28 protein-coding genes are annotated in these 25,277 nt (G+C 63.4%); 19 read left to right on the top strand and 9 right to left on the bottom strand.

Going from position 1 to position 25,277, the window contains the following annotated elements; all coding sequences use genetic code 11:
* The first annotated feature begins 13 nt into the window (after nt 1-13).
* The 9 genes from QCE88_RS21030 to sctC all read left to right on the top strand — a co-directional run bounded on the left by QCE88_RS21030 (nt 14) and on the right by sctC (nt 8,643).
* Nucleotides 14-400 (top strand): type III secretion protein HrpB2, encoded by a 387-nt coding sequence (locus QCE88_RS21030; protein ID WP_309905719.1) that lies wholly within the window; start codon nt 14-16, stop codon nt 398-400.
* Nucleotides 401-402: 2 nt separating this feature from the next.
* Nucleotides 403-1,209, top strand: a complete 807-nt coding sequence (sctJ, locus tag QCE88_RS21035; RefSeq protein WP_309905721.1) for a type III secretion system inner membrane ring lipoprotein SctJ — start codon at nt 403-405, stop codon at nt 1,207-1,209.
* Nucleotides 1,210-1,217: 8 nt separating this feature from the next.
* On the top strand, nt 1,218-1,877 hold the full coding sequence (locus QCE88_RS21040) for a type III secretion protein HrpB4 (RefSeq protein ID WP_309905724.1): 660 nt from the start codon (nt 1,218-1,220) through the stop codon (nt 1,875-1,877).
* Nucleotides 1,862-2,587: a type III secretion system stator protein SctL gene (sctL, locus tag QCE88_RS21045; RefSeq protein ID WP_309905726.1), complete on the top strand. Its 726-nt coding sequence runs from the start codon at nt 1,862-1,864 to the stop codon at nt 2,585-2,587. Before QCE88_RS21040 ends, sctL begins: the two co-directional genes overlap by 16 nt.
* Nucleotides 2,584-3,918, top strand: a complete 1,335-nt coding sequence (gene sctN, locus QCE88_RS21050; RefSeq protein ID WP_309905728.1) for a type III secretion system ATPase SctN — start codon at nt 2,584-2,586, stop codon at nt 3,916-3,918. Before sctL ends, sctN begins: the two co-directional genes overlap by 4 nt.
* 56 nt (nt 3,919-3,974) lie before the next feature.
* Complete coding sequence (locus tag QCE88_RS21055; RefSeq protein ID WP_309905730.1) at nt 3,975-4,418, top strand: type III secretion protein; 444 nt, start codon at nt 3,975-3,977, stop codon at nt 4,416-4,418.
* The gene (gene sctT / locus QCE88_RS21060; RefSeq protein ID WP_309905731.1) at nt 4,415-5,230 is read left to right on the top strand and encodes a type III secretion system export apparatus subunit SctT; all 816 of its coding nucleotides are present in this window, start codon (nt 4,415-4,417) and stop codon (nt 5,228-5,230) included. The genes QCE88_RS21055 and sctT overlap by 4 nt, the downstream gene beginning before the upstream one ends.
* Before the next feature lie 148 nt (nt 5,231-5,378).
* Entirely contained in the window at nt 5,379-6,809 is a 1,431-nt protein-coding gene (locus QCE88_RS21065; protein ID WP_309905732.1) for a helix-turn-helix transcriptional regulator, read from the top strand.
* Nucleotides 6,810-6,846: 37 nt separating this feature from the next.
* Nucleotides 6,847-8,643 (top strand): type III secretion system outer membrane ring subunit SctC, encoded by a 1,797-nt coding sequence (sctC, locus tag QCE88_RS21070; RefSeq protein WP_309905735.1) that lies wholly within the window; start codon nt 6,847-6,849, stop codon nt 8,641-8,643.
* 48 nt (nt 8,644-8,691) lie between these two features.
* Here the strand turns inward: sctC and QCE88_RS21075 are convergent, their stop codons facing one another.
* The 3 genes from QCE88_RS21075 to QCE88_RS21085 all read right to left on the bottom strand — a co-directional run bounded on the left by QCE88_RS21075 (nt 8,692) and on the right by QCE88_RS21085 (nt 10,964).
* Nucleotides 8,692-9,558 (bottom strand): response regulator transcription factor, encoded by an 867-nt coding sequence (locus QCE88_RS21075; RefSeq protein WP_309905737.1) that lies wholly within the window; start codon nt 9,556-9,558, stop codon nt 8,692-8,694.
* 417 nt (nt 9,559-9,975) lie between these two features.
* Complete coding sequence (locus tag QCE88_RS21080; RefSeq protein ID WP_309905739.1) at nt 9,976-10,524, bottom strand: DUF3455 domain-containing protein; 549 nt, start codon at nt 10,522-10,524, stop codon at nt 9,976-9,978.
* A complete protein-coding gene (locus QCE88_RS21085) occupies nt 10,524-10,964 on the bottom strand; it encodes an HrpB1 family type III secretion system apparatus protein (protein WP_309905741.1) in 441 nt (146 codons plus the stop codon). The genes QCE88_RS21080 and QCE88_RS21085 overlap by 1 nt, the downstream gene beginning before the upstream one ends.
* A 328-nt stretch (nt 10,965-11,292) precedes the next feature.
* Between QCE88_RS21085 and QCE88_RS21090 the strand changes: the two genes are divergently transcribed.
* The 4 genes from QCE88_RS21090 to QCE88_RS21105 all read left to right on the top strand — a co-directional run bounded on the left by QCE88_RS21090 (nt 11,293) and on the right by QCE88_RS21105 (nt 15,187).
* Nucleotides 11,293-11,958 carry a hypothetical protein gene (locus tag QCE88_RS21090; protein ID WP_309905743.1) on the top strand — a complete coding sequence of 222 codons (666 nt, stop codon included), beginning with the start codon at nt 11,293-11,295 and terminating at the stop codon, nt 11,956-11,958.
* A 149-nt stretch (nt 11,959-12,107) separates the two neighbouring features.
* Nucleotides 12,108-12,389, top strand: coding sequence for a hypothetical protein (locus QCE88_RS21095; protein WP_309905745.1), 282 nt, complete (start codon nt 12,108-12,110; stop codon nt 12,387-12,389).
* Nucleotides 12,382-12,795, top strand: coding sequence for an HrpB1 family type III secretion system apparatus protein (locus tag QCE88_RS21100; RefSeq protein ID WP_309905747.1), 414 nt, complete (start codon nt 12,382-12,384; stop codon nt 12,793-12,795). Before QCE88_RS21095 ends, QCE88_RS21100 begins: the two co-directional genes overlap by 8 nt.
* 16 nt (nt 12,796-12,811) lie before the next feature.
* Nucleotides 12,812-15,187: a hypothetical protein gene (locus QCE88_RS21105; protein WP_309905749.1), complete on the top strand. Its 2,376-nt coding sequence runs from the start codon at nt 12,812-12,814 to the stop codon at nt 15,185-15,187.
* A gap of 86 nt (nt 15,188-15,273) precedes the next feature.
* Here QCE88_RS21105 and QCE88_RS21110 read toward each other — a convergent pair whose 3' ends face one another.
* Both QCE88_RS21110 and QCE88_RS21115 read right to left on the bottom strand, forming a co-directional pair.
* Complete coding sequence (locus tag QCE88_RS21110) at nt 15,274-15,636, bottom strand: universal stress protein (protein WP_309905750.1); 363 nt, start codon at nt 15,634-15,636, stop codon at nt 15,274-15,276.
* Nucleotides 15,637-15,664: 28 nt separating this feature from the next.
* Complete coding sequence (locus QCE88_RS21115) at nt 15,665-15,850, bottom strand: hypothetical protein (protein WP_309905753.1); 186 nt, start codon at nt 15,848-15,850, stop codon at nt 15,665-15,667.
* Nucleotides 15,851-15,938: 88 nt separating this feature from the next.
* Between QCE88_RS21115 and QCE88_RS21120 the strand changes: the two genes are divergently transcribed.
* The 6 genes from QCE88_RS21120 (at nt 15,939) to QCE88_RS21145 (ending at nt 21,556) form a co-directional block, all read left to right on the top strand.
* Nucleotides 15,939-16,259: a DUF1840 domain-containing protein gene (locus tag QCE88_RS21120; protein WP_309905755.1), complete on the top strand. Its 321-nt coding sequence runs from the start codon at nt 15,939-15,941 to the stop codon at nt 16,257-16,259.
* A 579-nt stretch (nt 16,260-16,838) separates the two neighbouring features.
* Nucleotides 16,839-17,372, top strand: coding sequence for a DUF4142 domain-containing protein (locus QCE88_RS21125; protein WP_309905757.1), 534 nt, complete (start codon nt 16,839-16,841; stop codon nt 17,370-17,372).
* A complete protein-coding gene (locus tag QCE88_RS21130) occupies nt 17,365-17,679 on the top strand; it encodes a cupredoxin family copper-binding protein (RefSeq protein WP_409018175.1) in 315 nt (104 codons plus the stop codon). The genes QCE88_RS21125 and QCE88_RS21130 overlap by 8 nt, the downstream gene beginning before the upstream one ends.
* A gap of 17 nt (nt 17,680-17,696) precedes the next feature.
* A complete protein-coding gene (locus QCE88_RS21135) occupies nt 17,697-18,368 on the top strand; it encodes an RNA polymerase sigma factor (RefSeq protein ID WP_309905758.1) in 672 nt (223 codons plus the stop codon).
* A gap of 625 nt (nt 18,369-18,993) precedes the next feature.
* Entirely contained in the window at nt 18,994-20,103 is a 1,110-nt protein-coding gene (locus tag QCE88_RS21140) for a branched-chain amino acid ABC transporter substrate-binding protein (protein ID WP_409018176.1), read from the top strand.
* A gap of 142 nt (nt 20,104-20,245) precedes the next feature.
* Nucleotides 20,246-21,556 carry an MFS transporter gene (locus QCE88_RS21145; protein WP_309905763.1) on the top strand — a complete coding sequence of 437 codons (1,311 nt, stop codon included), beginning with the start codon at nt 20,246-20,248 and terminating at the stop codon, nt 21,554-21,556.
* Between the two features lie 42 nt (nt 21,557-21,598).
* Here QCE88_RS21145 and QCE88_RS21150 read toward each other — a convergent pair whose 3' ends face one another.
* From QCE88_RS21150 to QCE88_RS21165, 4 genes are all read right to left on the bottom strand, one after another.
* Nucleotides 21,599-22,429, bottom strand: coding sequence for a FadR/GntR family transcriptional regulator (locus QCE88_RS21150; protein WP_309905764.1), 831 nt, complete (start codon nt 22,427-22,429; stop codon nt 21,599-21,601).
* Nucleotides 22,430-22,491: 62 nt separating this feature from the next.
* Nucleotides 22,492-23,244 (bottom strand): SDR family oxidoreductase, encoded by a 753-nt coding sequence (locus QCE88_RS21155; protein WP_309905766.1) that lies wholly within the window; start codon nt 23,242-23,244, stop codon nt 22,492-22,494.
* A gap of 25 nt (nt 23,245-23,269) precedes the next feature.
* A complete protein-coding gene (locus tag QCE88_RS21160; RefSeq protein ID WP_309905768.1) occupies nt 23,270-24,016 on the bottom strand; it encodes an SDR family oxidoreductase in 747 nt (248 codons plus the stop codon).
* Nucleotides 24,017-24,049: 33 nt separating this feature from the next.
* Nucleotides 24,050-25,246 carry an FAD-dependent oxidoreductase gene (locus QCE88_RS21165; RefSeq protein WP_309905769.1) on the bottom strand — a complete coding sequence of 399 codons (1,197 nt, stop codon included), beginning with the start codon at nt 25,244-25,246 and terminating at the stop codon, nt 24,050-24,052.
* Nucleotides 25,247-25,277: the final 31 nt, after the last annotated feature.

Genomic DNA, 25,277 nt, shown 5'->3' on the forward strand with positions numbered 1-25,277 from the left:
CGGAGATTCGAAGATGAGCAATGTCATCGGCAACGACATGATGAGTTCGGCGTTGAGCCAGTTGAGCCAGGGCAACGACGCGGCGAACGACAGCGCGGCGCAGAAGTTCCAGGCGATGATGGACGCGCCCAATCTCGTTCCGCCTTCGTCTCATGCATCGGGTGGCGATGCCGCTGCCTTCACGCAGATGGTCGCCTCCCACGACGCCGCCGCGCAACACGCGATGCAGCACATCACCGAGTTCTCGCAACGCGCGGGCGACATGGACGTGAAGCAGGTGATCGCCGAATCCGCGCAGGCGGCCATGGAGATGTATCAGGTCCAGTTCGATTTCCAGGCGAAGATGAGTGTGGTGTCGTCGTCGAAGTCGTCGGCTGAAACTCTGATGAAGAACCAGTGAGCATGAAGCGCGACCTTCTTCGCCGTGCGGCGTTCGTGCTGGTCCTGAGCGGCTGCGCGCTGCTGTCCGCGTGCAAGAAGGAGTTGTACGCGAAGCTGTCCGAGCAGGACGTCAACGAAATGACCGTCGCGTTGCTCGAACGCGGCGTGCGCGCGGACAAGACCACGCCCGACGGCGGCAAGACCTACACGCTGGAAGTCGAGAACGACGACCTGGTGCGCGCGATGCAGATTCTTGCGCAGCGCGGCCTGCCGCACAATCGTTTCGACGATCTCGGCAATCTGTTCAAGAAGGATGGCCTCGTTTCGACACCCACGGAAGAGCGCGTGCGCTTCATCTACGGCTTGTCGCAGGAGTTGTCGGGCACGCTGTCCAATATCGATGGCGTGCTGTATGCGCGCGTGCAGATCGTGCTGCCGAACAACGATCCGCTCGCGCAGCAGGTGAAGCCATCGTCGGCGGCGGTGTTCATCAAGTATCGGCCGGAATCGGATATCGGCGCGCTGACGCCGCAGATCAAGAACCTCGTCGTGCATAGCGTCGAGGGGCTGTCTTACGATCAGGTCAGCGTGACCGCCATTCCTGCCGAGGCGGTGGACGTTGCACAGGTTGCGCCCGCGACGAAACACTACCCGTTGCCGTGGATCATCGGCGGTGGAGTCGCGTTGTTGCTGGCGGTCGGGATCGGCGTGGCGTTGCTCACGCGGCGGCAGATGTTGCAGGCGCGCTTGAGGCCCGCTGTCGAAGTGATCAACGGACGCTTCGCGGACTTCGCTTCGAAGCGGATGAAGCGCGGTTCTTCGACCTGATTCGCACGATGCACGTCAACGCGACGCCCGCCCGCCGCATCGCCGCTGCGCTGAACGCATGGCAGGACAATGCGCGCAATGCGTTGTCGTGGGCGCATGGTTCGTGGCCCGCCGGCGTGCTTTCGCTCAGTGAAGACGATTGCGCGGCGCTGACGTCCGCCGTCGCGTCCGTGGAGCATCGCGAAGCCTGCTCGCTGGCCTTCCTGGCCAGTGCGCAGATAGGGTCGCCGTCGCTGGAGGGCCCGTTCCTCGATGCATTACCCATTGAAATCGGACTGCGCGTCCTGCGTCTGCGCGCTTTGCAGTTCCGCCGTGGCGAGATTCGGCGCATCGTCGACAAGCGCACACGCATGAGCGTGCTGCACTGGGCGGGCGTGTCTTCTCTCGAGCACATCACGCGTGACGCGCTCGTTGCGCCCGACATCGCGCGCCTGTCGATCCCTCCTGTCGCCATGCTCGACGCCGATGCGCTCGCGCTCGAAGGCCTGGCGTTGATCGCACGCGACACGTCGTCATCTTGCGCGCTGCTGAGGTGCGCGTTGCCGCGTGCATCGGCGCATGCGTCATGGGTCGGTGGCGTGCCGCGCGCACTCGACCAGCACGGCACGCAGGCCCTCATCGCGCAACTTCCCGAACTTCTGCCGGAGTGGTCATGGTTATTTGGCTGAGCGAGCACGGGCAGGCTGCTTCATCCGATGCGCAGCCCATGCGCTTCGGCGTACACGGCGATATCGTCGCGCGCGAAACCTTCGGCGCATTGGTCGATCTCGATGCGGCCTACGCCCGCGCATCGCAGGACGCGCAAGCGGAACGCGATGCGGCGCGCGAGGACGCTGCGCGCATCGTCGAGGAAGGACGCGTGCAAGCACGAGCGTTACTGGAAGAAGCAAAGCGCGAACGCGAACAGGCCGCGGCGCGAGGTTTCGACGAAGGCATGGCGCAAGGGATCGCGCAATGGATGGAAAACATCGCCCATGCCGCCGACGAAGCGCGCGACACGCAGGCGCAGATGCGCGCGCGCATGGCCGAGATCGTCGCAATGGCGGTCGAACAGATCGTGCGCACCGAGCGCGTCGGTGCCTTGTTCGAGCGTGCGCTGGTCGCCGTCGACGGCATCGTGGAAGGCTCGACCTATCTGCGCGTGGCCGTGCATCCCGACGATTACGACGACGCCCGCGCCGCCTTCGATGCCTTTGCCGCGCGCTGGCGTGAACTCGGCCGTCCGTTGCCGCTGACGGTCAGCGTCGATACGCGTCTTTCGCGCGGCAGTTGTTTGTGCGAGTCGGATCTCGGCTTCATCGATGCCGGCGTGACCACGCAGCTTCGCACGATGCGCGCGGCGATCTCGCGCGCACTGAAGGCGTCGGTGGAGAAATGAGCGTGATGTTCGAGCAACTCTCGCACGCCATCGAGAATGAACTGCGCACGACGGCGCGCGTGACCCAGAGCGGCAAGATCATCGAAGTGATCGGGACGCTCATCAAGGTTGGTGGCGTCGATCTGCAACTGGGCGAACTGTGCGAATTGCGCGCGCCGGACGGAGCGCTGCTGCAGCACGGCGAAGTGATCGGCTTCACGCGCGACTACGCGCTGGTGTCGCCGTTCGCGCGGCTGGAGAACGTGTCGCGCGCGACTCGCGTGATCGGTCTCGGAAGACCGATGAGCATCCGGGTCGGCGATGCACTGCTCGGCCGCGTGATCGACAGCCTTGGTGAGCCGATCGACGGACGCGGACCGCTCGATATCGACGAGACCTGCACGCGCGCCATTCTCGCCGATCCGCCCAGCCCGATGACGCGCCGCATGATCGAAGATCCGATGCCCACTGGCGTGCGCGCCATCGATGCGCTGACCACGTTTGCGGAAGGCCAGCGTATCGGCATTTTTGCGCCGGCGGGCGTCGGCAAGAGCACGCTGCTCGGGATGCTCGCACGCGGCGCGCAATGCGATGTCAACGTCATCGCGCTGATCGGCGAGCGTGGGCGGGAAGTGCGCGAGTTCGTCGAACTCATCATGGGCGAGGCGGGGATGGCACGCTCGGTCGTGGTGTGCGCGACCTCGGACCGGTCATCGATCGAACGCGCCAAGGCGGCTTATGTCGCCACGGCGATAGCCGAGCATTTCCGCGACGAAGGCAAGCGCGTGCTGCTGATGATGGATTCGCTCACACGCTTCGCCAGGGCGGGCCGCGAGATTGGACTGGCCGCCGGCGAGCCGCCCGCGCGACGAGGCTTTCCGCCTTCCGTGTTCGCGGAACTGCCGCGTTTGCTGGAACGCGCGGGCATGGGCGAGACGGGCTCAATCACTGCGTTGTACACCGTGCTTGCCGAGGATGAAAGCGGCAGCGATCCGATCGCAGAAGAAGTGCGCGGCGTGCTGGATGGCCACCTGATTCTGTCACGCGAGATCGCGGCGAAGAACCGTTATCCCGCCATCGACGTCCTCGGCAGTCTGTCGCGCGTGATGCCGCAGGTGGTGACGCGCGAGTATCTGGCTGCTTCCACACGTCTGCGTGAACTGCTCGCCCAGCATCGCGATGTCGAGATGCTGTTGCAAGTGGGCGAGTATCAGGCAGGCTCGAATCCGCTGGCGGACGAAGCGATCGCCAAGATCGACGCGATTCTCGCGTTTCTGGGTCAGGCAACGGACGCCTACGCCGATCCGCAGGAGACGGCGGAACGCCTCGCGCAGCTTGCGCAGCCGTCATGAACACGAACCGCAGACGCATCGCTGCGCTATCGCGAGCAAGCGCACGGCGTGAGCGCATGGAAGCCGATTTGCGCGCGTCGCTCGATGCGTTGCGCCGCGACCTGGCGCAACTTCAGGCGCATGCGGAAGAACTGAAGGCGCGCGTCGACGAGCTCGAAGCGACTGCATTCGACCATCGCTCGCGCATCGCACGGATGATGACGGGCGAAGATACGTTTTCGCTCGACACGTTTGAAGCTTGCCGTCGCTATCTCGACATCATCGATGCGCGCACGCGCGAAGCGGGCAATGCGCTCGACGCGCAGCAGGCTGCCATCGTCGCGAAACAAGCGGAGACGCAACTGGCGCAGCGGGCGATCGCGGTCAATCGCGCCCGCATCGACCTGTGTCGCAAGCGTGTGCGCGGCCTCGAACAGGTTCTGGAGCAAGCCGCACTCGACGCGGAAGACGAAGCGGCAGAAGAACGGGTGATGGCCAAACGTCTGGCGATGAAGGCATGAACGACCTGTTCGTGCTGTACGGTCCGCTCGTCATTCAGAAGCTGATGGTGCTGGGCGTGTGCTCGGTGCGCCTGTTCGTCATCATGACGCTGTTTCCTCCCACCGCCGACGGCACGCTGCAAGGCCCGGTGCGCAATGGCGTCGCGCTGCTGTTCAGCGTGTATATCGCGGTGGCGCAGCCCGCGGACTTCGCGCAGACGCTCACCGGGATGACGCTGCTCCTGACCGGCCTGCGCGAAGCGCTGATCGGTATCGTGATGGGCTTTGCTGCCTCGACCGTATTCTGGGTCGCGGAAAGCGCGGGCGTGTATCTCGACAGCCTCACCGGTTATAACAACGCGCAGATCACCAATCCGCTGCGCTCGGAGAAATCGACACCCTCGGGCACGCTGATGAGTCAGCTCGCCATCGTCGCGTTCTGGACGCTCGGCGGCATGAACTTCCTGCTCGAAGCGCTGTACGAATCGTACCGATGGTGGCCCGTGGCCTCGACCATGCCGCTCGACACGAACTATCTCGAACTCTTCGTCCTGCGCCAGACCGACTCGATCATGGAGATGATCGCCAAGCTCGCCGCGCCCTTGCTGTTCGTGCTGGTGCTGATCGACCTCGGCGTGAATGTGGCGGCGAAGTCGGCGCAGAAGCTCGAACTCGGGGCGCTGAGTCAACCGATCAAGGGCGCAGTGGCCGTGCTGCTGCTTGCCTTGTTCGCGGGCATCTTCGTGAACGAAGTGCGGGATCAACTCGATCTGCGCCTGTTCGCATCGCAGATGAAAGCCCTGTCCACGTTTCATGGCAAGCCGCACGAATAAAAGCTGTCGAATCTGCCGATCGTTTTTCAACAATCTTCAAATCGCGCTCACGCCTCAACTTTGTTGAGAATGTTCGATCGAGCCGCGGGCTACATTGGCCTCCGTCGCGCGACGCCGCCGTTCGTCGCGCACTTCGAACGGAGTCAACATGTTCTCGAGTGTGTACTTCCCGCTGGTCTCGACGATTTCATGCGACGGCGCGCCGCGCGTCCAGCTCGATCTGCTGCGCGCCGGCCGCGTGACGGATGCCGTGTCGCATGCGCATCGCTGTGCGCCGCAATCGCAATGCAGCGATGGCAGCGACGCGTCCGACTGCATGCAGCTGCAAGCCGACCTTCAGACGATGCTCGGTATCGATGTCGATGCCGAGGATTCGTATCGCGAAGCACAGAAGCTGATGCGCTCGTCGCGTCGCGATGTGCGCGTGGCCTCATGCCGCAACGCGGGCTGGCAGGCGTTCTTCCGCCAGCGTTTCGGCACGGCGATGTCGTGCTTCATGCGCATGGTCGACGACGAACGCCTCAAGCCTTCGCAGGCCATGGAAGGGCGCTTCGGTGCTGTGTGCGTGGTGCTGGAAATGGGCCAGCATCATGAGGCAGCGGCGTTGCTGGATGAAATGGACGCGCTGCTGGACGCCGTGAACGTGCACGCGGACCTGTGGCGCGAAATCATCGATACGCTGCGTTTCGACCTCGCCAGCCAGCACGAGCTGCGCACGGCCGCGCCACTCTCGGACCACGTGTACTGGCAGTCGGGACTGGCCGCGAGCATCATGCACGCGACGCCGGACCGCGATGCGCTGAAGCATGTCGAGTCGCCGTTGCTGCGTGCGCGCATCGACTTCATCGACGCGCTGCGCAAGCTCGCTCACGGGCAGCCCGGTGCGTCCGATGCAGCCCTCGCACATCTGAACTGGACCTTTGCCAATGGCCTGCATGCGTACCAGCACGCAGTGCGGCTCGACATCGCGCTGGCCGCGCTGGCGGGCGGTGCGCCGCAACTCGCCGAAGCGATGCTCGCGCCGTTGACGCCGGACCCGCGTGGCGCACGCAATCATCGACATCTCGAGTATCTGTATTGCCTTGCCAGGACGCGCAGTGCGCAAGGCCGCGACGACGAGTCGGCGCAACTCTATCGCCACTATGCGCTCGCCGCCATGCAATGCCTGCGCGAAGCCGCGCCGATGCTTGCGCCGCTTGCGCACCGGACGCGGCGTGCGCCCGCGCAGCTCGATGAAGTCGGCGCGCGCCTGCCGGCGAAGTATCGGCGGGCGTATCGGTATCTGATGGACAACCTCGATCGCAGCGACCTGTCCGTGAGAGAAGTGGCGGCCGAAATCGGCGTGACGGAGCGTGCGCTGCAGAGCGCGTTCCGCAACAGCCTCGGCTCGACGCCGACCGAGATCATCCGCCAGAAGCGCATGGAGCGCATCCGCGTGGAATTGCAGCGCGATGTCGTGCATGGCGATCACGGCGTGCTCGATGCCGCGAACCGCTGGGGCGTGCAGAACCGCTCGACGCTCGTCAACGGCTATCGACGCCAGTTCAACGAAGCGCCTTCCGACACGCTCAAGCGTTGAGCGTGCTTCCTTCTTCGACCGATCGATTCGAACATTCATGACAGACACTGCCCGCCGGTTGCTTGCGCGCTTCAAACTATGTGTGTGCCTCGTCCTTGCGTTGACGAATACCTGCGCCTACGCGATGAAGGTGCCGTTCAGGACGCAGTCGGTGCATATCGCCGTCGACGGCAAGGAACTCAAGGACGTCTTGCGCGATTTCGCGGCGAGCCAGGGGATTGCGGCGTCCGTTGCGAACGATGTTTCAGGGGCGGTGTCGGGCCGCTTCGACATGGCGCCGCAGCGCTTTCTCGACACCCTCGCCGCGACCTTCGGCTTCGTCTGGTTCTACGACGGCAGCGTGCTCTCGATCAGCAGCGCCAACGACATGACGCGCCAGATGATCCATCTCGACTTCGCGGGGACGCGCGAGCTGCGCTCGACGCTCGCGCAGATGGGCCTCGACACGCCGCGCTTTCCCGTGGTCTACGATCCTTCGTCGGGCGCGGCGCTTGTCACCGGGCCGAAGCAGTATGTCGCGCTGGTGGCCGATCTCGCGTCGCGGCTCGATCAGAATGCGAACCGGCGCGTTGGCACGGAAGTGCGCGTCTATCCGCTGCATCACGGCTGGGCGGACGATCATAACGTCGTCATCGACGGCAAGTCGGTGACCGTGCCGGGCGTCGCGCGCGTGATCGCGGAGATGTATCACCCGGGGCGCGATGCATCGGGCGCGAACAGCGACGGCCCGAACGCGTCGCAGGCAATGCAGCCCGGCATGGAACGGCAGACGCCGATGAACGACGCATCTGGCAACATGAACGGCGGCTCGCCCTTTGCCGGCGGCGACAACAGCACGCTTTATCCGCCATTGCCGCCGTTCATGAACAACGGCATGGCGACGCCTTCGGCCGCGCAGGGCCGTGGCTATGTGCCTCGCGTCGCCATGTCGGCCGATGGCGGCGGCACCGGCGCGGTTCCGGCCGGAGCGGGCATGCTGCCCGTCATCAAGGCCGATCCGCGCACGAACTCGGTGCTGATTCGCGATCTGCCGCAGCGCATCGGGCAGTATCAGTCGCTGATCGAGCAACTCGACGTGCGGCGGCAACTCATCGAAATCGAGGCGCATATCATCGAAATCGACGATTCGGCGCTCAAGCAACTGGGCGTGGACTGGCGCGCGCACAACAGTCATATCGACGTGCAGACGGGCACCGGCAGCACCACCGCGAACAGCTTCAACGGCCAGGTCAACCCGGTCTTCACGGGCACGGATTCGAGCGGCAGCACGATCATCAACACGACGCCCGCCGGCATCTCGCTGACGGCCGTCCTCGGCGATGCAGGCCGCTATCTGCTCGCGCGCGTCAACGCGCTGGAGGACAACAACCTCGCACGCGTCGATGCCAGCCCGAAGGTCGCCACGCTCGACAACGTCGAAGCCGTGATGGACAACAAGAAGAAATTCTTCGTGCGCGTGCAGGGCTATACATCCGGCGATCTCTACGCCATTTCGACCGGCACGTCGCTCCGGGTGCTGCCGATGGTCGTCGATGAAAACGGCCAGACGCAGATCAAGCTGCAAGTCCATGTCGAGGACGGGCAGACGACGGATCAGCAAGTGGACAGCATTCCCGTCATCACGACCAGCACGATCAACACGGAAGCGGTCGTGGCCCAGGGCGAGAGCCTGCTGATCGCGGGGTATCGCGTGGACAGTTCGTCGAACGGGGAGAGCGGCGTGCCGGTGCTGTCGAAGATTCCCCTGCTCGGCGGCCTGTTCAGGTATCGGGAGAATCAGCACAGCCACATGGAACGGCTGGTGTTGCTGTCGCCGCGTGTGATCGAGTATTGAGACGCGCAACGGCTCGCGGCGGGTGCGCGAGCCGCTTGTCACTGCGCGTCAGGCGATCCGGCCGCTTCGCGAACAGACGGCCATGAAACTCCAGGTCTCGTTGTCCGCGGACCAGGGCTGCGCGTTGCGGGCGGTTTCACTGGTGCCCGCATGCAGCTTGATCCCGCCCGCCGACTTCGGACACGCGGCGCGCTGGGTCTCGCGTTCGCGTTCACGCTCGCGGCGCGGCGCGGGCGCCTCGGTGACTTCTTCGATGCGATACCCGTGCGCATACATCGTCCGCAGCGCGATGCCTTGCGCGCCGTCGAGCAACAGTTTCTTGCGCAGCTTGTAGATGTGCTGCTCCAGCGTCCTCCCGGCGATCTCCTCCGAGCTTCCCCACACGGCGGCGGCCAGCGCGCGCCGCGTCACGTAGTTGCCCTGCTGCGAAAACAGCACCCACGCAATGGCGAATTCCCGCGCCGTCAGCCGCACTGCGCGTCCGTCGATGCACGCGCTGCCGTCGCGCCGGTTGAGGCGGTACACGCCGGCCTGCACGGCGTCGTCGGCATGAGAGGCAGCGTGCGCATCGTCCGTCTGGTGCAGGCCGAAGCGGCGCACCGCCAGCAGCACGCGCAGACGCAGTTCACGCGGATCGACGGGCATCAGCACGATGTCGTCGGCGCCGGCGGAAAGGGCGGCGTGCATCTGCTCGCGCGCGCAGAAATCGCCGATGGCGATCAGCGGCGCGCGCCGGTCGTCGAAGCAGGCCCGGCGCGTCAGGACAGGATGCGACGGATCGAGGCCCGCACGCGCGTCGAACACGATGGCGGCGAATTCCTCGCGATGCAGCGCGCGCGCCAGTCCCACGCCCTCGCCGTACTGCACGCAGTCGATCCCGTCATCGGCGAACGCCGAACGGATGACGTGAAACATCCCCGAATCGCTGGTGAAAATTGCAAGTCTCAATGGTGTCCTCGCGAAGATAGGCCATCTGTGGCTCGCATGCTCATGCCTTTGCGCATGGTTGCGGCGGGTGTCAGCCATCGAAAGGTAGGAGGAGACGCGCGCTAGGTACGTAACATTTTGTTAAGCACGCGCTCCATAGCAAGGCCGTATGGTGTGAAGAAACGAAATTACGCGCAGCTTGACGGGGACTTGGCAGACGATTCACACGCGTGTGATGAACCGGCCGCGAACCGACAGCGGAGACGGGTGCGGGATGAATATCACAAAGCCTTACGCGGTAAGGGTTTGCAAGGAGCGGCAGCGTGAAGCTTACGTCCGGTAATGTTTCTGCCCGCTTTATTTGAGAATCGCTTGAGGGTTGACGATGCGGGCAAACGTTTGCGGTCAGCGAGGGCTGTAGAAGAGATACGTGGCCGAATACGGCACGAGCAGCGTGCCGCCTTCGCGTTCGCAGAGCGCATCGGGCGGCAGGCCGCCGGTCGTATCGATGCGCTGCACCACGGAAGTGCGCGAGAAGCGGCGCTGTGCGGCCATGCGCGCGCCCGGCTTGCCCGCATCCTTGGCGACCGAGCGAGACCAGACCAGCGTGCCCGCCGTGACCTGCGCCACCGCATCGCGACGCGTGCTGACCGAGCTGTCGTCGTAGGCGATGAAGTGGTCGCCTGGCGTCACGGTGCCAATGCTGCGGCGATGCCTGTCGACCAGCGTCGCGAGCTCGCCTTCGCGCCACCAGATACGCACGGCGCCATCCCGGCGGCATTCGTAGACGGACTGGCCGCGGGCGGTCAGCACTTCGTCGAGATGCGCGTCGGGTGCGGCGCGCAGTTCGTCAGGGATGCGGGACGTGTCGAGCGGAGGCGCGGCGTGGGTGGCGCAGCCTCCCAGGCCTGCAAGGAGCGCAAGCGCAGGGACCAGCACAGGGCGCTTCTTCATCAGAGTGCCGCGACGCCGAGTGCTTCGGCCACGCGGACGCGGGCGTCGTCGTTGCGGTAGGCGAGGTGCGCATCGTCGCGCGCCTGCGGCAGGAAGCGATCGACGATGGCGATCGCCGTCGCATTGTGACTGTCGAGCACCGCATGCGCGAGCCTCTGCCATTCGATATCGTCCTGCGCATGCAAGCACCAGCTCGACAGCGCCCAGACGATGGGACTGCCGTCGCCGCGCGCGTCGACCTGACGCAGCACCTGCGATGCCGCGAGCCAGTTGCCGGCGCCGATTTCCATGCGCGCTTCGCAGACATCGCCGATCGCGCCGCGCGGATGCAGCACGCGCAGCGCCTGGAGTATGTCTTCCAGTTCGGCGCGCGCACCGGTACGCACGCCCCACGAAAACACCGCGAGCAGCACGTTCGACACGATGGGAGGATTCGACATGTTCCGGCTCCGAAGACTGTAATGGACGACACGCCGTGCAGGATGTGCTTGGCCATCCTGATCGACTGTGCGGACGAAGCGATTCTCCACGATGCCCTGCCTGCGCAAGCTGCACAGCGCGAAGCAGCGACTACACGCGCGAACCGGCAGAACCACGCATGGGCAGCGCATGAGTTGCACCGGGCAGTTCGGCTCGCGCGACCTGACTTCGCATCGCTGCCGTGCTTTGCCCCGGCATCCGCCTAGTCTGTGCGCTGAACCGTCACGCGCTCGTCCCGCGTCGCCGGTTCTCCATCGAATCTCACATTCCTCAGCGGGAGCACACAGCATGAGCAACGCGATCTCGACGGCCTTCCTGAATTCTTCGGGCGCCGTCTCGGACTTTGGCTCGCAAGGCAACACCGAAGGCGCGGGCGGCAATAGCGCCGTCGCCAAGGTGCTGCAGGACATCGAGCAGCTTCTGTCGGGCGGACAGAATCAGGGCGGCGGGCAAGGCGGCGGCGCGAACGGCGCAGGCGGTCAGGGCGGCGACACGGGCGCGCTGAGCGGCATCCAGCAACTGCTGCAAGACATCCAGGCGATGCAACAGGGCGACCAGCAAGGCGCCGGCAATCAAGGCGGCGGCAACTTCGCGGGCGGCGCGGGTGGCGCGGGCGGCGCAGGCGGTGCGGCCGGTGGCCAGGGCCAGGGCCTGCACGACGTCAAGCTCAACACCAAGGCAGGCGGCGAAGCGCTGCATCTGCAAGCCGATTCGAACGGCACGCTCTACAACGGCAGCGGCAACTCGGTCGGCCAGATCAATCAGGACGGTTCGGTGTCGCTCAACTCGGGCGCGACCAAGGAAATCCAGCGTCTCGAAACGGGCGGCAAGGACGGCCTCGCCGGCATGCTGACCGGCGTACACGGCGACAAGGGCGAAGGCGGCAACGTGTCGTTCTCTTCATCGGAAGTGACGGTGAGTGCGGGCGATCTGAACCAGAAAAACGATTTCTGAGCAAGCCGATCCGGCGCGCGCCGATGGGTGCAGACCTCTGCAAATCCGTGCGCGCCGCTTCGCAAGCGAAGGCGGGTGTTCGCATGCCGGATGAACAGCATGCGGATGCCGCGCCGGATTGAACGCCAATGGTTTCAAAGGAGCGGGAAATGAGCCTGATCGGCAATGTATTTCATGACATCGGCAATGCGGCGAAGGACGTGGTGGGCGGCGCGCTGCACATGGCGGAAGGCGCGGCATCGCTCGGCAAGTCGCTGCTGACGCTGAACCCGCGCGAAGCGGCGGACAGCCTCGGCCGGATCGCGGGCGGCGCGGCGCAGACGGCGGGCGGCGCGGCCACGCTCACGCCCGAAGGGCTCGCTGCGACGACCCTGCTCGACGGCGGCGTGGAGGCGGTCCATGCCTTGTCATCGGCGACGCCGAATGTCTGAGGCGGCAGCGCACACGCAAGACGGCCGCGCCGATGCCTCGGCGCTGGCGCGCGCCGTCGCCGATCATATTCGCGAGGGGCGCATCGACGAAGCGGAACTGATGCTCGTGCGGCTGCACGAATGCTGTCCGGCGAGTCGCGACGTGCTTGCGTTTCCGGTGCTGATCGCCTTGCAGCGCGGCCGGACTCACGATGCGTGGCAACTCGTCAATGGCCTGCCCGACGAGCAGTGTCCCGAGCTCAAGGCGCTGTGCCTGCGCATGCTGGGCGACCCGCTCTGGCACGGCTATGCAAGCGCCCACGCCGACAGCCCGAATCCCACCGTGCGCCGCGCCATGCGGCAACTGCTCGGATGCGAGGCGGAACCGCATCCGCACGCGCACATGCACGCGCACGAGGCGCAGTGACCTCCCGGAGTTCTTCATGCTGAACAAGCTGAATCTGCGTTCGACGCACACTACGGCCGACACCAAAACCGCCGGGACCGACCCCGGCGCGAAAACGAAAGCGCCATCGACTGACACGAAGGCGCGGGCCATGCCTTCGTCGGGCTTGCAGATCGGCTCGTTCGCGCAGCAGGTGCGGCACAAGCTCACGCCGCATCGGCATGAGAAGAACGCGGCGGCGAGTCATGCGTTCGATACGCTTAACGTGAAGGACGCGGAAACGAAACCCGTGAAGACGCCGCTTGCCGCCGATGTCTCGCCCGAGCGGCGCAACGAACAATATGCGGCGGTGGCAAAGCAGAACCAGGCGTTTCGCACGCATCTGCGCGGCATCGGTCTCGAGACGGTCCACAACAGCGGCAGCAACAATAACTGCTCGATCTATTCGCTGGTCGATATCGCTGCACCGAAGCTCGATCCGCAGAAACGGCATCAGGCGGTCGACGAGATTCGCGCGGCCTTCGACCACGCGCATCCCGACGAGAAGGGCAACATGTTGCTGCTCGATATGCAGCGCGGCGGTCATGGTCCCGCGCTGGTCGCGCTGGTGAACAGGAAGTTCGGCGTGAACATGGAAGTGGGCGTGGTGCAGGCGGGCGTCGAAGATGCGCATCCGCTGACGCATCTCGGCACCGTGCGCGCGGGCGATGGGTCCTCCGCGGGAAAGCCGGTGACGCACAAAGGCGTCGTGTGGGACCAGCACGGGCATTTCGAAGCCTTGCGGCAGATTGCGCCGAAGCCCGCTGCGGCTGGTTCGACGGCTGCGACCGCAACTTCGAGTAAAGCCGCGCCGTTTGCAAAGCTCGCGGCGATCGGGAAGTTTCGTGGCGGAACGCCGGCCGTGAAGACCGCGAAGGACACCAGCGAAGCCCCGACCGAGTCGTATCAACTCGACGCATTCGACTTCAAGACCGATACCGCCGACTGGTCCACTGACGCGCAAAAGGCCCTGAGCGGGACAGCGGAGGCGAAGGACACGCACAAGGATGTCAGCGACACCTCAGTGCCCAAAGACGAGACGTCGAAAATCAAAGGCGATACACCGGAAGCGAAGGACACCGGCCCCGGCTTCTCCGTGCCGCCGCGCAAGATGAACATCGGACAGGCATACGACCGCAGCAAGCCAGGCTTCACGGCGATCGAATCGCTCGGTATCCGGCCCTTCGGTAATCTCTTCAACGCAGCGGCGGCAAGCATGCACGGACCGTCGAATGCCGCGCTGCTGGGCGCTGGCGGCGGCGTGGGCGGCGTCCACGATGCGCTGCTCGGCGGGCTGAACGGTCACGCACTGATGGCATCGAGGCAGAAGGGCAAACGCTACGGCAAGCAACTCGACGACATGCTCAAGAAGGACGTCGAGGCCTTCCAGAAGAACCCGCAACTCGACACGCTGATTCTCACCAAGGACAAGAAAGGCCAGTGGGCCTACGACATGGAAAAGGTGGCGAAGGTCGCCGCCAGCGACAAGCCCGAACACAAGGACGCCAGCGCGCACGCGAAGAACGTCTTCCTGACCGCTTACATCAAGGACGAAGTGGCGGGCAAGCGGCAGAATCGCGCGACGTATGAGGTGACGCGGAACGTGGTGGGCATTGCATCGGCGGGCGCGATTCTCGGCGGCACGCTCGGCATGGCTGCACCGGCTGCGGGCGCGGCGGCCATCGGTGCGAAGAGCGCGGGGCTGGGGCTTGGTTTTGCAAACGCGCTCGATGGTGCGAAAGGCGTGCGCGGCCTCAAGCAACGCATGCGCGACGACAAGGAACGCGAGATCGACGGGCGCTTTCTTGCAAAGCGCATGGACCTGAAGGATGTCGGCTACGACAAATCGATGCCGCAGGAAGCCATCAACGGCGCGCAGGCGGCGATCAAGGACCACGCGCGCCTGGAGGCAAACGAAATGCTGTTCCGCAGCCTGTTGACGGGGCAGCACATCGACGAGAAAAAATCGACCGAAGCGAAGAAGGGCCGCGCGGATGTGGCGGCGAAGCATGCATACGGCGTCGTCGATCACCAGGTCGATACCTTTGCCGCGAAGAAGGACGGCGCGCTCGAAGACTTCCATCGGCACGTGAGTGCGCCGGGGCTCTCGCAGCGCGAGAAGAGCAAGCGGCTGGAGGCATCGATCAAGAACGATCCTGCGCTACGCCAGGCCTACGATCTCATGCGCGATGTCGGCATGCGCAGCAGCGAGGCGACTGTTGCCCTGCACAAGCTCGTCATGCGCAAGATCGAGACGAACATGGCGAAGGATCCGGCGCGCGCCGGCGCGACGACCGAAGCCGCTCAGGGATACGACGGCAAGCCCGAAGCCGGCGACGTGCGCGACATGCGCGCGGTGTTGCGGCGGCATTGAGGGCGACCTCACGCATTGCCCGCCGACGTTTCGAACAGAACGCCGCAATGGACGCGGTCGAGCAGCAGCGCGTGATTTTCTCCGGTCTACCAGCGCATGAACGCGCTGTTGTGATGATGGCCGATCACGATCAGATCGACCGCGAGTTCATCGGCGAACTTCGAGATCCCGTCCACCGGATTGCCGACGACACAATGTCCGGTAGCCGAGATGCCCAGATCGCTCAATCGCTTCACACCTTCCGACAGGATGTGCTGCGCGGCGGTGTCGTCGATGTCGAAGGCTACGGGCGAGAGCACCTCGAACCCGCGCGTCCAGTAGGAATGGTCGAGCACCGCCAGGAGATGCGTGTTCGCGTTGAGTTGCTGTGCGAGCCGCGCGCCACTGCGCAACGCGGCGCGTCCTTCGGGCGTGCCGTCGTAGCAGAGCAGGATGCGATGAAATAGCATGATCGTGATTTGCGCTGTCGGCGGCGGCTCAGGTCACCATCGGCACGGCTTCGATCAGCGCGAGACCCAGCAAAACCCCGATGGCCGCCCCGATCAGGCGCGGATGCCACCGTTCCAGATGGCATGCTGTCATCAAGGCCCCCACGAAGATGACCCCCAGCAAAGAAAAAATGACCAGGAGATAGCCGATTTCAAACTCATTGTTGATCAGCATGATGCGCCCCTTCAGACAGCCCACACGCTCAATATACATCACGACGTGATATATTGAAAATGATCTTGAGCAATGAGGAGGGCGGGTCATGCTGGTCACATTTCATTCGAAGGCGACGCCGGACGTCGTCATGCTGAAGGACCTCGCGGGGTACTTGCTGGGCGTTATCGGCAAGCGCATCGACGTCAGGGGCGTGATCATCCATGCCGATGTGGCGGCAGCGATCGGCCGGCTCGAAGCCGCGCTGGACGAGGATGCGAGGATTGCCGAAGAGCATGGCGCCACGCATCGGGTGCTGTCGGGTCGCACGACGAACCATGACGCGGGACTTCGGCAACGCGCGGTGCCCTTTATCGACATGTTGCGCATGGCGAATCAGCAGCACGCGGATATTCTCTGGAGTTGCTAGCGGGAAGGCGGCGAGTGTTTAGTGGCCCGGACCGGTTTGCTCGACACAGGAGATCATCAACGTACTGCTTGAGTCGACCACATGACGGACCGTTGCGACATGTACTTCTTGTGCTGTGCAGCGCCATTTTGCAACGAGGTCCGCATGACACGACGAGCGACGAAGGTCGGGACGCGGAGTCTGCACGGAATACGGGCAGGACAGCAGCCCGTCGCACTGGCGATGCAGTTCGGCAGTGATGTCGGCTCGCGTTGCCTCGCAGTTCTTGCCGAGCGTCGCAGAGATGACGTGGATCGTACGGCCGGACGGTGCCGCTTCTGCGAATGACAGTGGCGGCGAGAGCCACACCATCATTGTGATCGTCGCCAAAGGCAAAACGCGCGAGCGAGGGATTCGCATGACGAATTCTTCTGTAGGTAAGCTCAAGCACGGGGCATGACTCTTTCATTCTAGGTCGCGTCTCACGCGAATACCGGGACTCCTTGTTCAACAGCCTCGACGCCGCCTGTAGAGACGGGAACGCCGTTCTGAGCCGCGACATCCAATGCCATATCAGCAACGGAATGCCGGGAGCTCCAGATGAAACCGCTCATCACCGTATTGACGGCCGTTTTCACGTTCGCATGGTCAGGGTTGCAAGCGCGAGCCGCCGGACCGACTGATCCGCAGATTGCCGCTATCGTTGTCACAGCCAATCAGGTCGATATCGACGCGGGCAAGCTTGCCGAGTCGAAGACGACATCGGCCGACGTCAAGGCATTTGCGCGACAGATGGTTGCAGATCACAGTGGCGTGAACCGGGCTGCGGCCGACCTCGCGCACAAGCTCAAGCTCACGCCCGAAGACAATGCGACGAGTCGAACCCTCCGCCAGGGCGGCGACGCGAATCTCGCCAGCCTGAAGACGCTTTCCGGCGCACAGTTCGACAAGTCGTACGTCGATCACGAGGTGACCTACCATCAAAGCGTGCTCGATGCATTGGACACGACGCTCATACCGAGCGCAACGAACGCTGAATTGAAGGCGCTTCTGGTGAAGGTGCGACCCGCGTTCGAGGCGCATCTCGACCACGCGCGGCACTTGCAGACCGCCTTGGAGAAGAGCGGTGCGTGATCTGCGGATGTGCGCCTGCCTCTTGAGTGCGCTTGCGATTCCCGTCGATGCGGTCGCCAGAACCTATGTTGTCGTCATCGAGCAGATGCGTTTCGAACCGGGGGTTCTGACGGTCGAGCGGGGCGATCGCATCCAGTTCGTGAACAAGGATCTGTTCCCGCATACAGCCACAGCCGACAAAAAAACGTTCGATTCGCATGCCATTGCGCCGGGTGCATCCTGGAGCTTGGTCGTGCGGCATGCAGACCGTTATACGTACTTCTGCACGCTCCATCCGACGATGCATGCCATCCTCATCGTGCAATGACGAACATGACTGAACCCATGCGATCCGACTTGTTCGAAGATGATCGAAAGATCGCGCAATGCGTTGCGGCAGGGGATCGCGGCGCGTTCGAGGTCATGATGCGGCGCCACAACCGGCGTCTCTATCGCATTGCACGGGCCACGCTGCGAGACGACGCCGAAGCAGAAGACGCGCTGCAGGATGCGTACATTCAAGCCTACCGCTCGATCGCACAGTATCGCGGCGAAGCCCGGCTTTTTACGTGGCTGGCACGTCTCGTTCTCAATGAATGCTTTGCGCGCTTGCGTCGCACGGTGCGCCGTCAGAACGTGATTCCTATCGTCGACGCAGCGGATTGGATCGAACAAGGCGATCTCATGCTCACGAAAGACGACGATGCCCCGGAGCAGGCTTGCGCACGCGCGCAAGTTCGCGCGCTGCTCGAACAGAAGCTCGATGAATTGCCCGAGGCATTCCGCGTCGTGTTTGTATTGCGTGCTGTCGAGGAGTTGAGTGTCGAGGAAGTCGCGGACTGTCTGGGCATTCCCGAGGCAACCGTACGTACGCGACACTTTCGCGCGCGCAGTCTGTTGCGCGAGGCGCTGGCGCAGGCGTTCGATCTCGCCGAGCGGGATGTGTTCGAGTTCGGCGGGTCGCGGTGCGATCGGATCGTGTCGAAGGTTCGGTCCAGGATCGAGGACGTCGCGTAGAGCGGATGCTCCTCGGATCATCCTGATGTCTCCGGCCCGCTTCGTGATGGTGCGTGTGAACGAGAGTGAGCTGAAGACGAGGTTTGGCGGTCAGCCCAGCGACCCGCGGTTCAAGCCCGAGCGCGCGCGTTTCTGGACAGCAGAACCGTAACGGCGCCGCTGAGAGACGCACGCCACACCCTCGAATCGCGCAGCAACTCCACGCGTCCAGCCAGCTACGCCCCTTCTTCTCTGGACAAGCGAATCCTTTGGAACACAGCGCCAGATCTCGGGGTGGCCGCAGCCTCGCTGCGCAGCTATTCCTGAAATTGCTCCTCACTCGCCGACCTCGTTCACGTTCCAACCGGGGCGAAATGTCATCCCATCCGCCTGATCGCCTCGCCTCACCCTATCCGGGACAATCCTAAATTTTGACGGGTTGACATATGACGTCTCACCTAATACTTTGATGGGTAGAAGACGGCCGCGGAGCCGGCCAGCTTCCTCAGATGCTTAAAAACATGGGTGCCCGCCATGCGCTGGCTGCCCGGCATCCACTCACCCTATCGACCCCCGAGGTTCCAAGATGAAGCACGCAAACGTTCGTACTCGAATTGCCGGTTCCCTTTTGCTCGCGGGATGTCTCGTGGCGAGCGCACCCGCGTGGGCAGGCGATGTGGTCATTGGCTTCGCGGCGCCGCTGACCGGCGGTTCGGCCCATTACGGCACGGATCTGAAGCGGGGTGTAGAACTGGCACTGGACGACGCGAATGCCAGGAATCTGAAAATCGGTGGTCAGCCGGTGCACTTCGTCCTGGAGGCGGAAGACGACCAGGGCGATCCGAGAATGGGTTCGCAGGTCGCTCAAAAACTGGTCGATGCGAACGTTGCCGGCGTGGTGGGTCACTTCAATTCCGGGACGACGATTCCCGCCTCGCGAATCTACAACACCGCCGGCATTCCCATGGTGTCGCCCACCGCGACGAATCCGACGCTGACCGCGCAAGGTTTCAGCAACGTCTTCCGCGTCGTGAATTCGGACGCGCAGATGGGAAAACTCGCAGGGCAGTCGGCGGTGCAGGCGCTGAAAGGCAAGAGCATTGCTGTCATCGACGACCGCACGGCTTTCGGTCAGGGCATGGCGGACGAGTTCGTCAAGGGCGTGGAGTCGGCGGGTGGAAAGATCGCCGACCGTGAGTTCACGACCGACAAGGCCGTGGACTTCAAGGCGCAACTGACGAAGATCAAGTCGTCCAATCCGGATGTCGTCTTTTGGGGCGGCCTCGACCAGCAGGCCGGACTGCTTGCGAAACAGATGCGCCAACTGGGTATGCGCGCCATCTTGCTCGGCGGCGGCAGCTTCGAAAATGACAATTTCCTGAAAGTCGCAGGGTCGAGTGCGGAAGGCGCGACGTCGTGGGACTACGGTATTCCGCTGTCGAAGATGAAGACCGGCCGCGAATTCGACGAGAAGATGAAGAAGAAATACAACGAAGGCGTCGTCGCCTATGCGCCGGCGGCGTATGACGCGGCGTGGGTGCTCATCAATGCCATGCAGAAGGCGAACTCGACCGATCCCAAGGTATATGGTCCGCTCGTGAAATCCGTCGCGTTCGAAGGCATTTCGGGGAACATTGCTTTCCTGCCCAACGGAGACATGAAGGATCCGATGGCGACGTTCTACAAGGTCATCGACGGGAAGTGGGTTCCGCAAGCAGTCGCGGTGGGAGACAAGGTGGGCCCGGTCACGAACTGACGATTTCCAGCAGGCGAGCAAGCGATGGAGCGTGGACGACACATGCTCCTCGCTGCCGTGCGATGACTTCATTGAACATAGCCACAACAACTCAAAATCCATGGACCTTCCCACAGAAACGTATGACGTCCCACGAAAGACCATGCCGGCGCCCGCAGAGGCTCGCCGGCACGTGAGCGCCGAAGAGTTGCGCCGCGTTGTGCTGGCCTCCGTAGTTGGAAGCTTCGTCGAATGGTTCGAGTTTTCTGTCTACGGCTATCTGGCCGCCGTGATGGGCCGTGTGTTCTTTCCTGCCAGCGAACCCGGTACGCAACTCGTCGCGTCACTTGCGGCATTCGCCATCGCATTCTTTGCGCGGCCGTTCGGCGGACTGATCTTCGGTCCCATCGGCGACAGATACGGCCGAAAGAGCGTGCTCACCGCGACCATCATGCTGATGGCGTTCGCGACCTTCTTCATCGGCCTGGTGCCGGATTACCAGACCATCGGCATCGCGGCGCCCTTGCTTCTGCTGTTCCTGCGTTTGCTTCAGGGCGCGTCGGCGGGCGGTGAAGCGAGCGGGGCGGCCATCTTCGTGGCGGAATACTGCGCGGACAAGAATCGCACGCTCATTACGAGCTGGATCGAAGTGGGCTGCATGTGCGGATTCTGCTTCGGTGCCTTGGTCGCCGCGCTGCTTTCGCACGTCTTCAGCGCTCAGCAGATCGATTCGTGGGCATGGCGACTGCCGTTTCTTCTCGCGTTGCCGCTGGGCGCAATCGGCTTGTATATCCGCTACCGCCTCGACGAAACGCCTGCATTCAAAGCCGCGCATCGCGAGAGAGCGCCGGGCGGGTTCCGCGAACTCTTCGCGACTCACTTCGCCGCGCTGTTGCAGTCGAGCGGCATCATTATCGTGACCAATGTGACCTTGTTCATCGTCGTCACGTATACCCCGACTTATCTCGTGAGTACGTTGAAGCTGCCTGCATCCACGGGCTTCACGATCGCACTCATCTCGCAGGGCTTTCTCATCGTCACCATTCCGATTCTCGGGCGGATAGCGGACCGGATCGGACGCAAGACGATGATGCTCATTGGAAGCATCGCGTTACTGGCGCTTGCGCTTCCATGCTTCAGGATGCTGACGGTCGAAAGCGAACTCGAACGCCTGCTCGCGCTGCTCGGCCTGAACCTGTGCCTGGCGGCCTTGCTGTCGTGCATCTATTCGAAGATTCCGTCGCTGTTCGATACCAGCGTGCGCTTCACAGGAATGGCGATCAGCTACAACGTTTCGGTCGCGCTGTTCGCGGGCACCGCGCCGATGATCAACTCGTGGTTGATTCAGGCAACGGGCAGCACACTCGTGCCTGCTTATTACCTGATGACCGCGGCGGCGGTAGGCATCGTCGCGCTTCTGGCGTGTCAGGACCGGACCGGTCAGCCAATGCGCGGAGACGCACCGAATCGCTGAAGCGCTCCACGCTTGCGCAACGACGCGCGCGGCATGAGGCGCTCAGGCCTCGCCGCGCGTGTTCGTGAGGTTGTGGTAACGCTCGAGGCTTTCGTTGAGATGGCGGCGCATCGCGCGACGTGCCGCCGTGGAGTCCTGATTCTCGATGGCGTCGAGAATATCGCCGTGTTCACGCTGAATGCGGCGGATATACGTCTTGCGTTCCTTGGGATTGGCTTTGCCGTGCTTGAGCCGCAGGTCGATGATGATCTCCTGGCCCAGCGTTCTGAGAATCGACACGAAGTGCGGATTTTCGGAGCAGGTCGCCACAGCGAGATGGAACTCGAAGTCGGCCTTGGCACATTCGGCGTCGTCGTCGACCGCCACGATTTCCATCCGGGCGTACGTCTCCTTCAACGCGCGAAGGTGCGCTTCCGAGCGCCTTTGCGCCGCGTAGGCCGCGCCTTCGGTCTCGACGCCGCTACGCAATTCCAGCACGTACATGGAGTTGCTGAGCGTGTTCGAATCGATGAAAGTCGGGTCGTCGCCCTGCCCCCGCGCTTCCGCAACGAACACGCCGACGCCGTGTCTCGCAATGAGCCGACGGCCCAGCTTGAGAGACGCCACCGCTTCACGAATCACGGTCCTGCTGACGCTGAACTCCGCGCACAGTTCGGGTTCCGTGGGCATCTTGGAACCGGGAGCGTAATCACCGCGCTCGATTCGATCGCTCAGTGCCTGGATGACCAGTTCCGTGAGGCTGCGTCGCTTGCCGGAACTGGTGGCGGTTTTGAGTAGGGTTTCAGCGTCCAGAGTCATTCCGATTGCCTTGAGCCGGGAAAATAGCGGCGGTAAATCAGACCTCCGCCGTATGACATGTGACGACTTTATCACAGCGTGCCGGCCGTCGTTACGGGCTCTCGGGGCGCTCTTGTCCCTCGTCAATCGCGCAAACGTTACGCGTAGATATAGCCTCCGCTGACGATGACATTCTCGCCAGTCGCATAGGTGTTGCGGGTGCTTGCCATCATGACGACCCACTGTGCGATTTCCTCGGGTTCCGCCGCGCGTCCCAGCGGATTCGCAGCGGCAAGTTCACCGAGAAAGCCGGCGACCTTCGCCTTCTCGGTCGCGAATCCGGCGGGCGCAACCGAGTTGACGAGAATGCCGTCCTTCGCCACTTCAGCCGCGAACGACTTGGTCAGACTGACCACCGCAGCCTTGGTCGCGGCATAGTGCGCATTCTGCGGGTGCGCCTTGAACGCATCGACGGACGTGATATTGACGATGCGTCCTGCAATATGCGGCTCGACCTTTTCACGACTGCGCATGTGTTCGACCGCCGCGACCATCATGTGATACGTGCCCTTGATGTTCACCGCGTTCTCGATGTCCCAGTCGTCGTCCGAGATGTCGAGAATGGGCTTGCGCGGATAGATGGCTGCGCTGTTGATGAGCGTATCGACACGGCCCAGTTCACCCAGTGCCTGTCGAAACGCCAGGTGCGCGGTGTCCTTGCGCGTGATATCGCCTTCGACACCGACCGCGTCATGTCCCTGGCTATCGAGCATGCCGACGGTCTCCGCGAGCAACGGCCCGTTCTTGTCGATCAAGGCGATGCGCTCGGCGCCTTCCTTGAACATCAGCCTGGCAATGGCGAGGCCCAGACCCGTTGCGCCACCCACGATCACGACTCGTTGATTCTTCATGTGCTGTATCTCGACAGGGACTGCATTAAGGAGTGTTCGGGACGATTTGCGATCCGCCGGGCGCCTGATCGGTCGGGAAGACTTCGAGGCGCGATACGTCGACGGACTCAGGCAGCCTCAGCGCGGTCGAGATGAGTTCTGCGATGTCGGCGGGCTGGATCGAGCGATAGGCGTCGTAGAGCTTTTCGCTCGCAAGTTGTTCGCCGAGCGCAGTGCGATACAGATTCGTTTGCACGCGTCCCGGCGCGATTTCCGTCACGCGGACGCGGCTGCCCAGCAGATCGCAACGCAGCGAATCGCAGAACAGGCTGATGGCCGCTTTCGTTGCGCCGTAGACCGCCGTGTTGGGATGAGGGAAACGCCCGGCGCTCGAACCAATGAAGAACAGGTGGCCGCGTCGCCGCCTGATCATGCCTTCGAGTGCCATGTGGGCGAGGCGGAGCGGGGCGCGCAGATTGACGTCGATCATGCTGTCGATATCGTCGAGCGAGCAGGCATCGAACTTGACGACGGCCGGCAACAGCCCGGCATTGTTGACCACCACGTCGATCTCGTGCGTCTCGAAGACGTCGTGCAACAACGACGGGTCGCGCAAATCGAGCGTGACGGGCGTGACGCCGCCTTCTGCCGCGAGGGCATCGAGCGCGTCCTTGTCACGCCCGACCGCAAACACGTGCACGCCGTCTTCGACGAGGCGCCTGGCGATTGCCCGGCCGATACCGCTGGAGGCGCCTGTCACCAGCGCATGCCGGAAATGAAGAGTGCTGTTCATTGAATGAGACCGCGTGAAGGTTGCCGATAGCTTCTAGATAACACCTTCCTCAAGGAAGGGCTTGTTCTCGATGACGCGCTGATAGCCGAGCGGCGAGAGATCGAGCGAACGATATTCGCCGTAGATGATCTGCTCGCTCAATCCCCGGCCGATGGCGGGCGACTGCTGCAGACCATGGCCGCTGAAGCCATTGGCAAACAGGAAGTTGGTCACTTCCGCATGCGGGCCGACGACCGCGTTATGGTCCAGCGTGCAGAAGTCATAGTGCCCGGCCCATGAACTGACGACCTTGATCGCTTCGAATGCCGGCACGCGCTCGGCCAGCGCGGGCCAGATCATCTCTTCGAATTCCGCATGAATGACGTCGAAGTCGTTCACGTCCGCGAGCGGGTCCGGCTCGGGATAACAACCCGTCAGATAGTACTTGCCTTCGGGGCGGAAGAAGATGCCGGTCGTGTCGATGGTCAACGGAACGATGCCTTCCAGCGGCGTCCGGCAATCGAACACGAAGAGGCAGCGCTTTCTCGGTTCGACAGGAATCTCGAGTCCCGCCTTCCGCGCCATGGCCGGGCCGCGCGTGCCCGCCGCATTGACCAGCGTGCCGCAACTGATCGCTTCGCCGCTCTTCAGAACGATGCCCGTGATCTTCGCGCCTTCGCGCCGGATATCGACGACTTCGTTTTCGATGTACTCGACGCCGAGCGAACGCGCCTTCTTGCGCATGCCTTGCAGAAGGCCATAGCTGTCGAACCAGCCTTCGCCCGTTTGCCCGTACACGCCGTTGACGAGACCGTCCGTGTTCAGCCACGGGAACCGCGCGGCCAGCTTGTCCTGATCCAGCAGCACGACGTCCGCGCCGTTCAGGCGCTGCGTTTCGTAGTTGCGCTCGAACATCGGCGCGCCTCGGGCGTCGCCGAGATAGAGATAGCCGTTCTCCTTGAAGCCGAGTTCGGGTGCGTCGCCATCGACGGAAACGAGTTCGTGGAAGTTGCGAATGAACTCCGTACCGAACTGCGAAATCCTGATGTTCAGTGGATTGGAGAACTGATGCCGGATCGACGCGCTGGAGAGCGCCGTCGCCGATTGCGCATAAGACCAGTCACGCTCGACCACGAGGACCGAACCGGTGAAGTCCGGGTTCGTCGCGAGGAAGTAGGCCGTGGCGCTGCCGACCACTGCGCCGCCCACGATGACGACGTCGTAGTGGGTCGCTTTTGCTTGCTGTGCCATCTCGATGCTATCCAGGAAAGACTAACGGGCC

This window comes from Caballeronia sp. LZ035, assembly GCF_031451175.1.
In the GTDB taxonomy this organism is placed as follows: domain Bacteria; phylum Pseudomonadota; class Gammaproteobacteria; order Burkholderiales; family Burkholderiaceae; genus Caballeronia.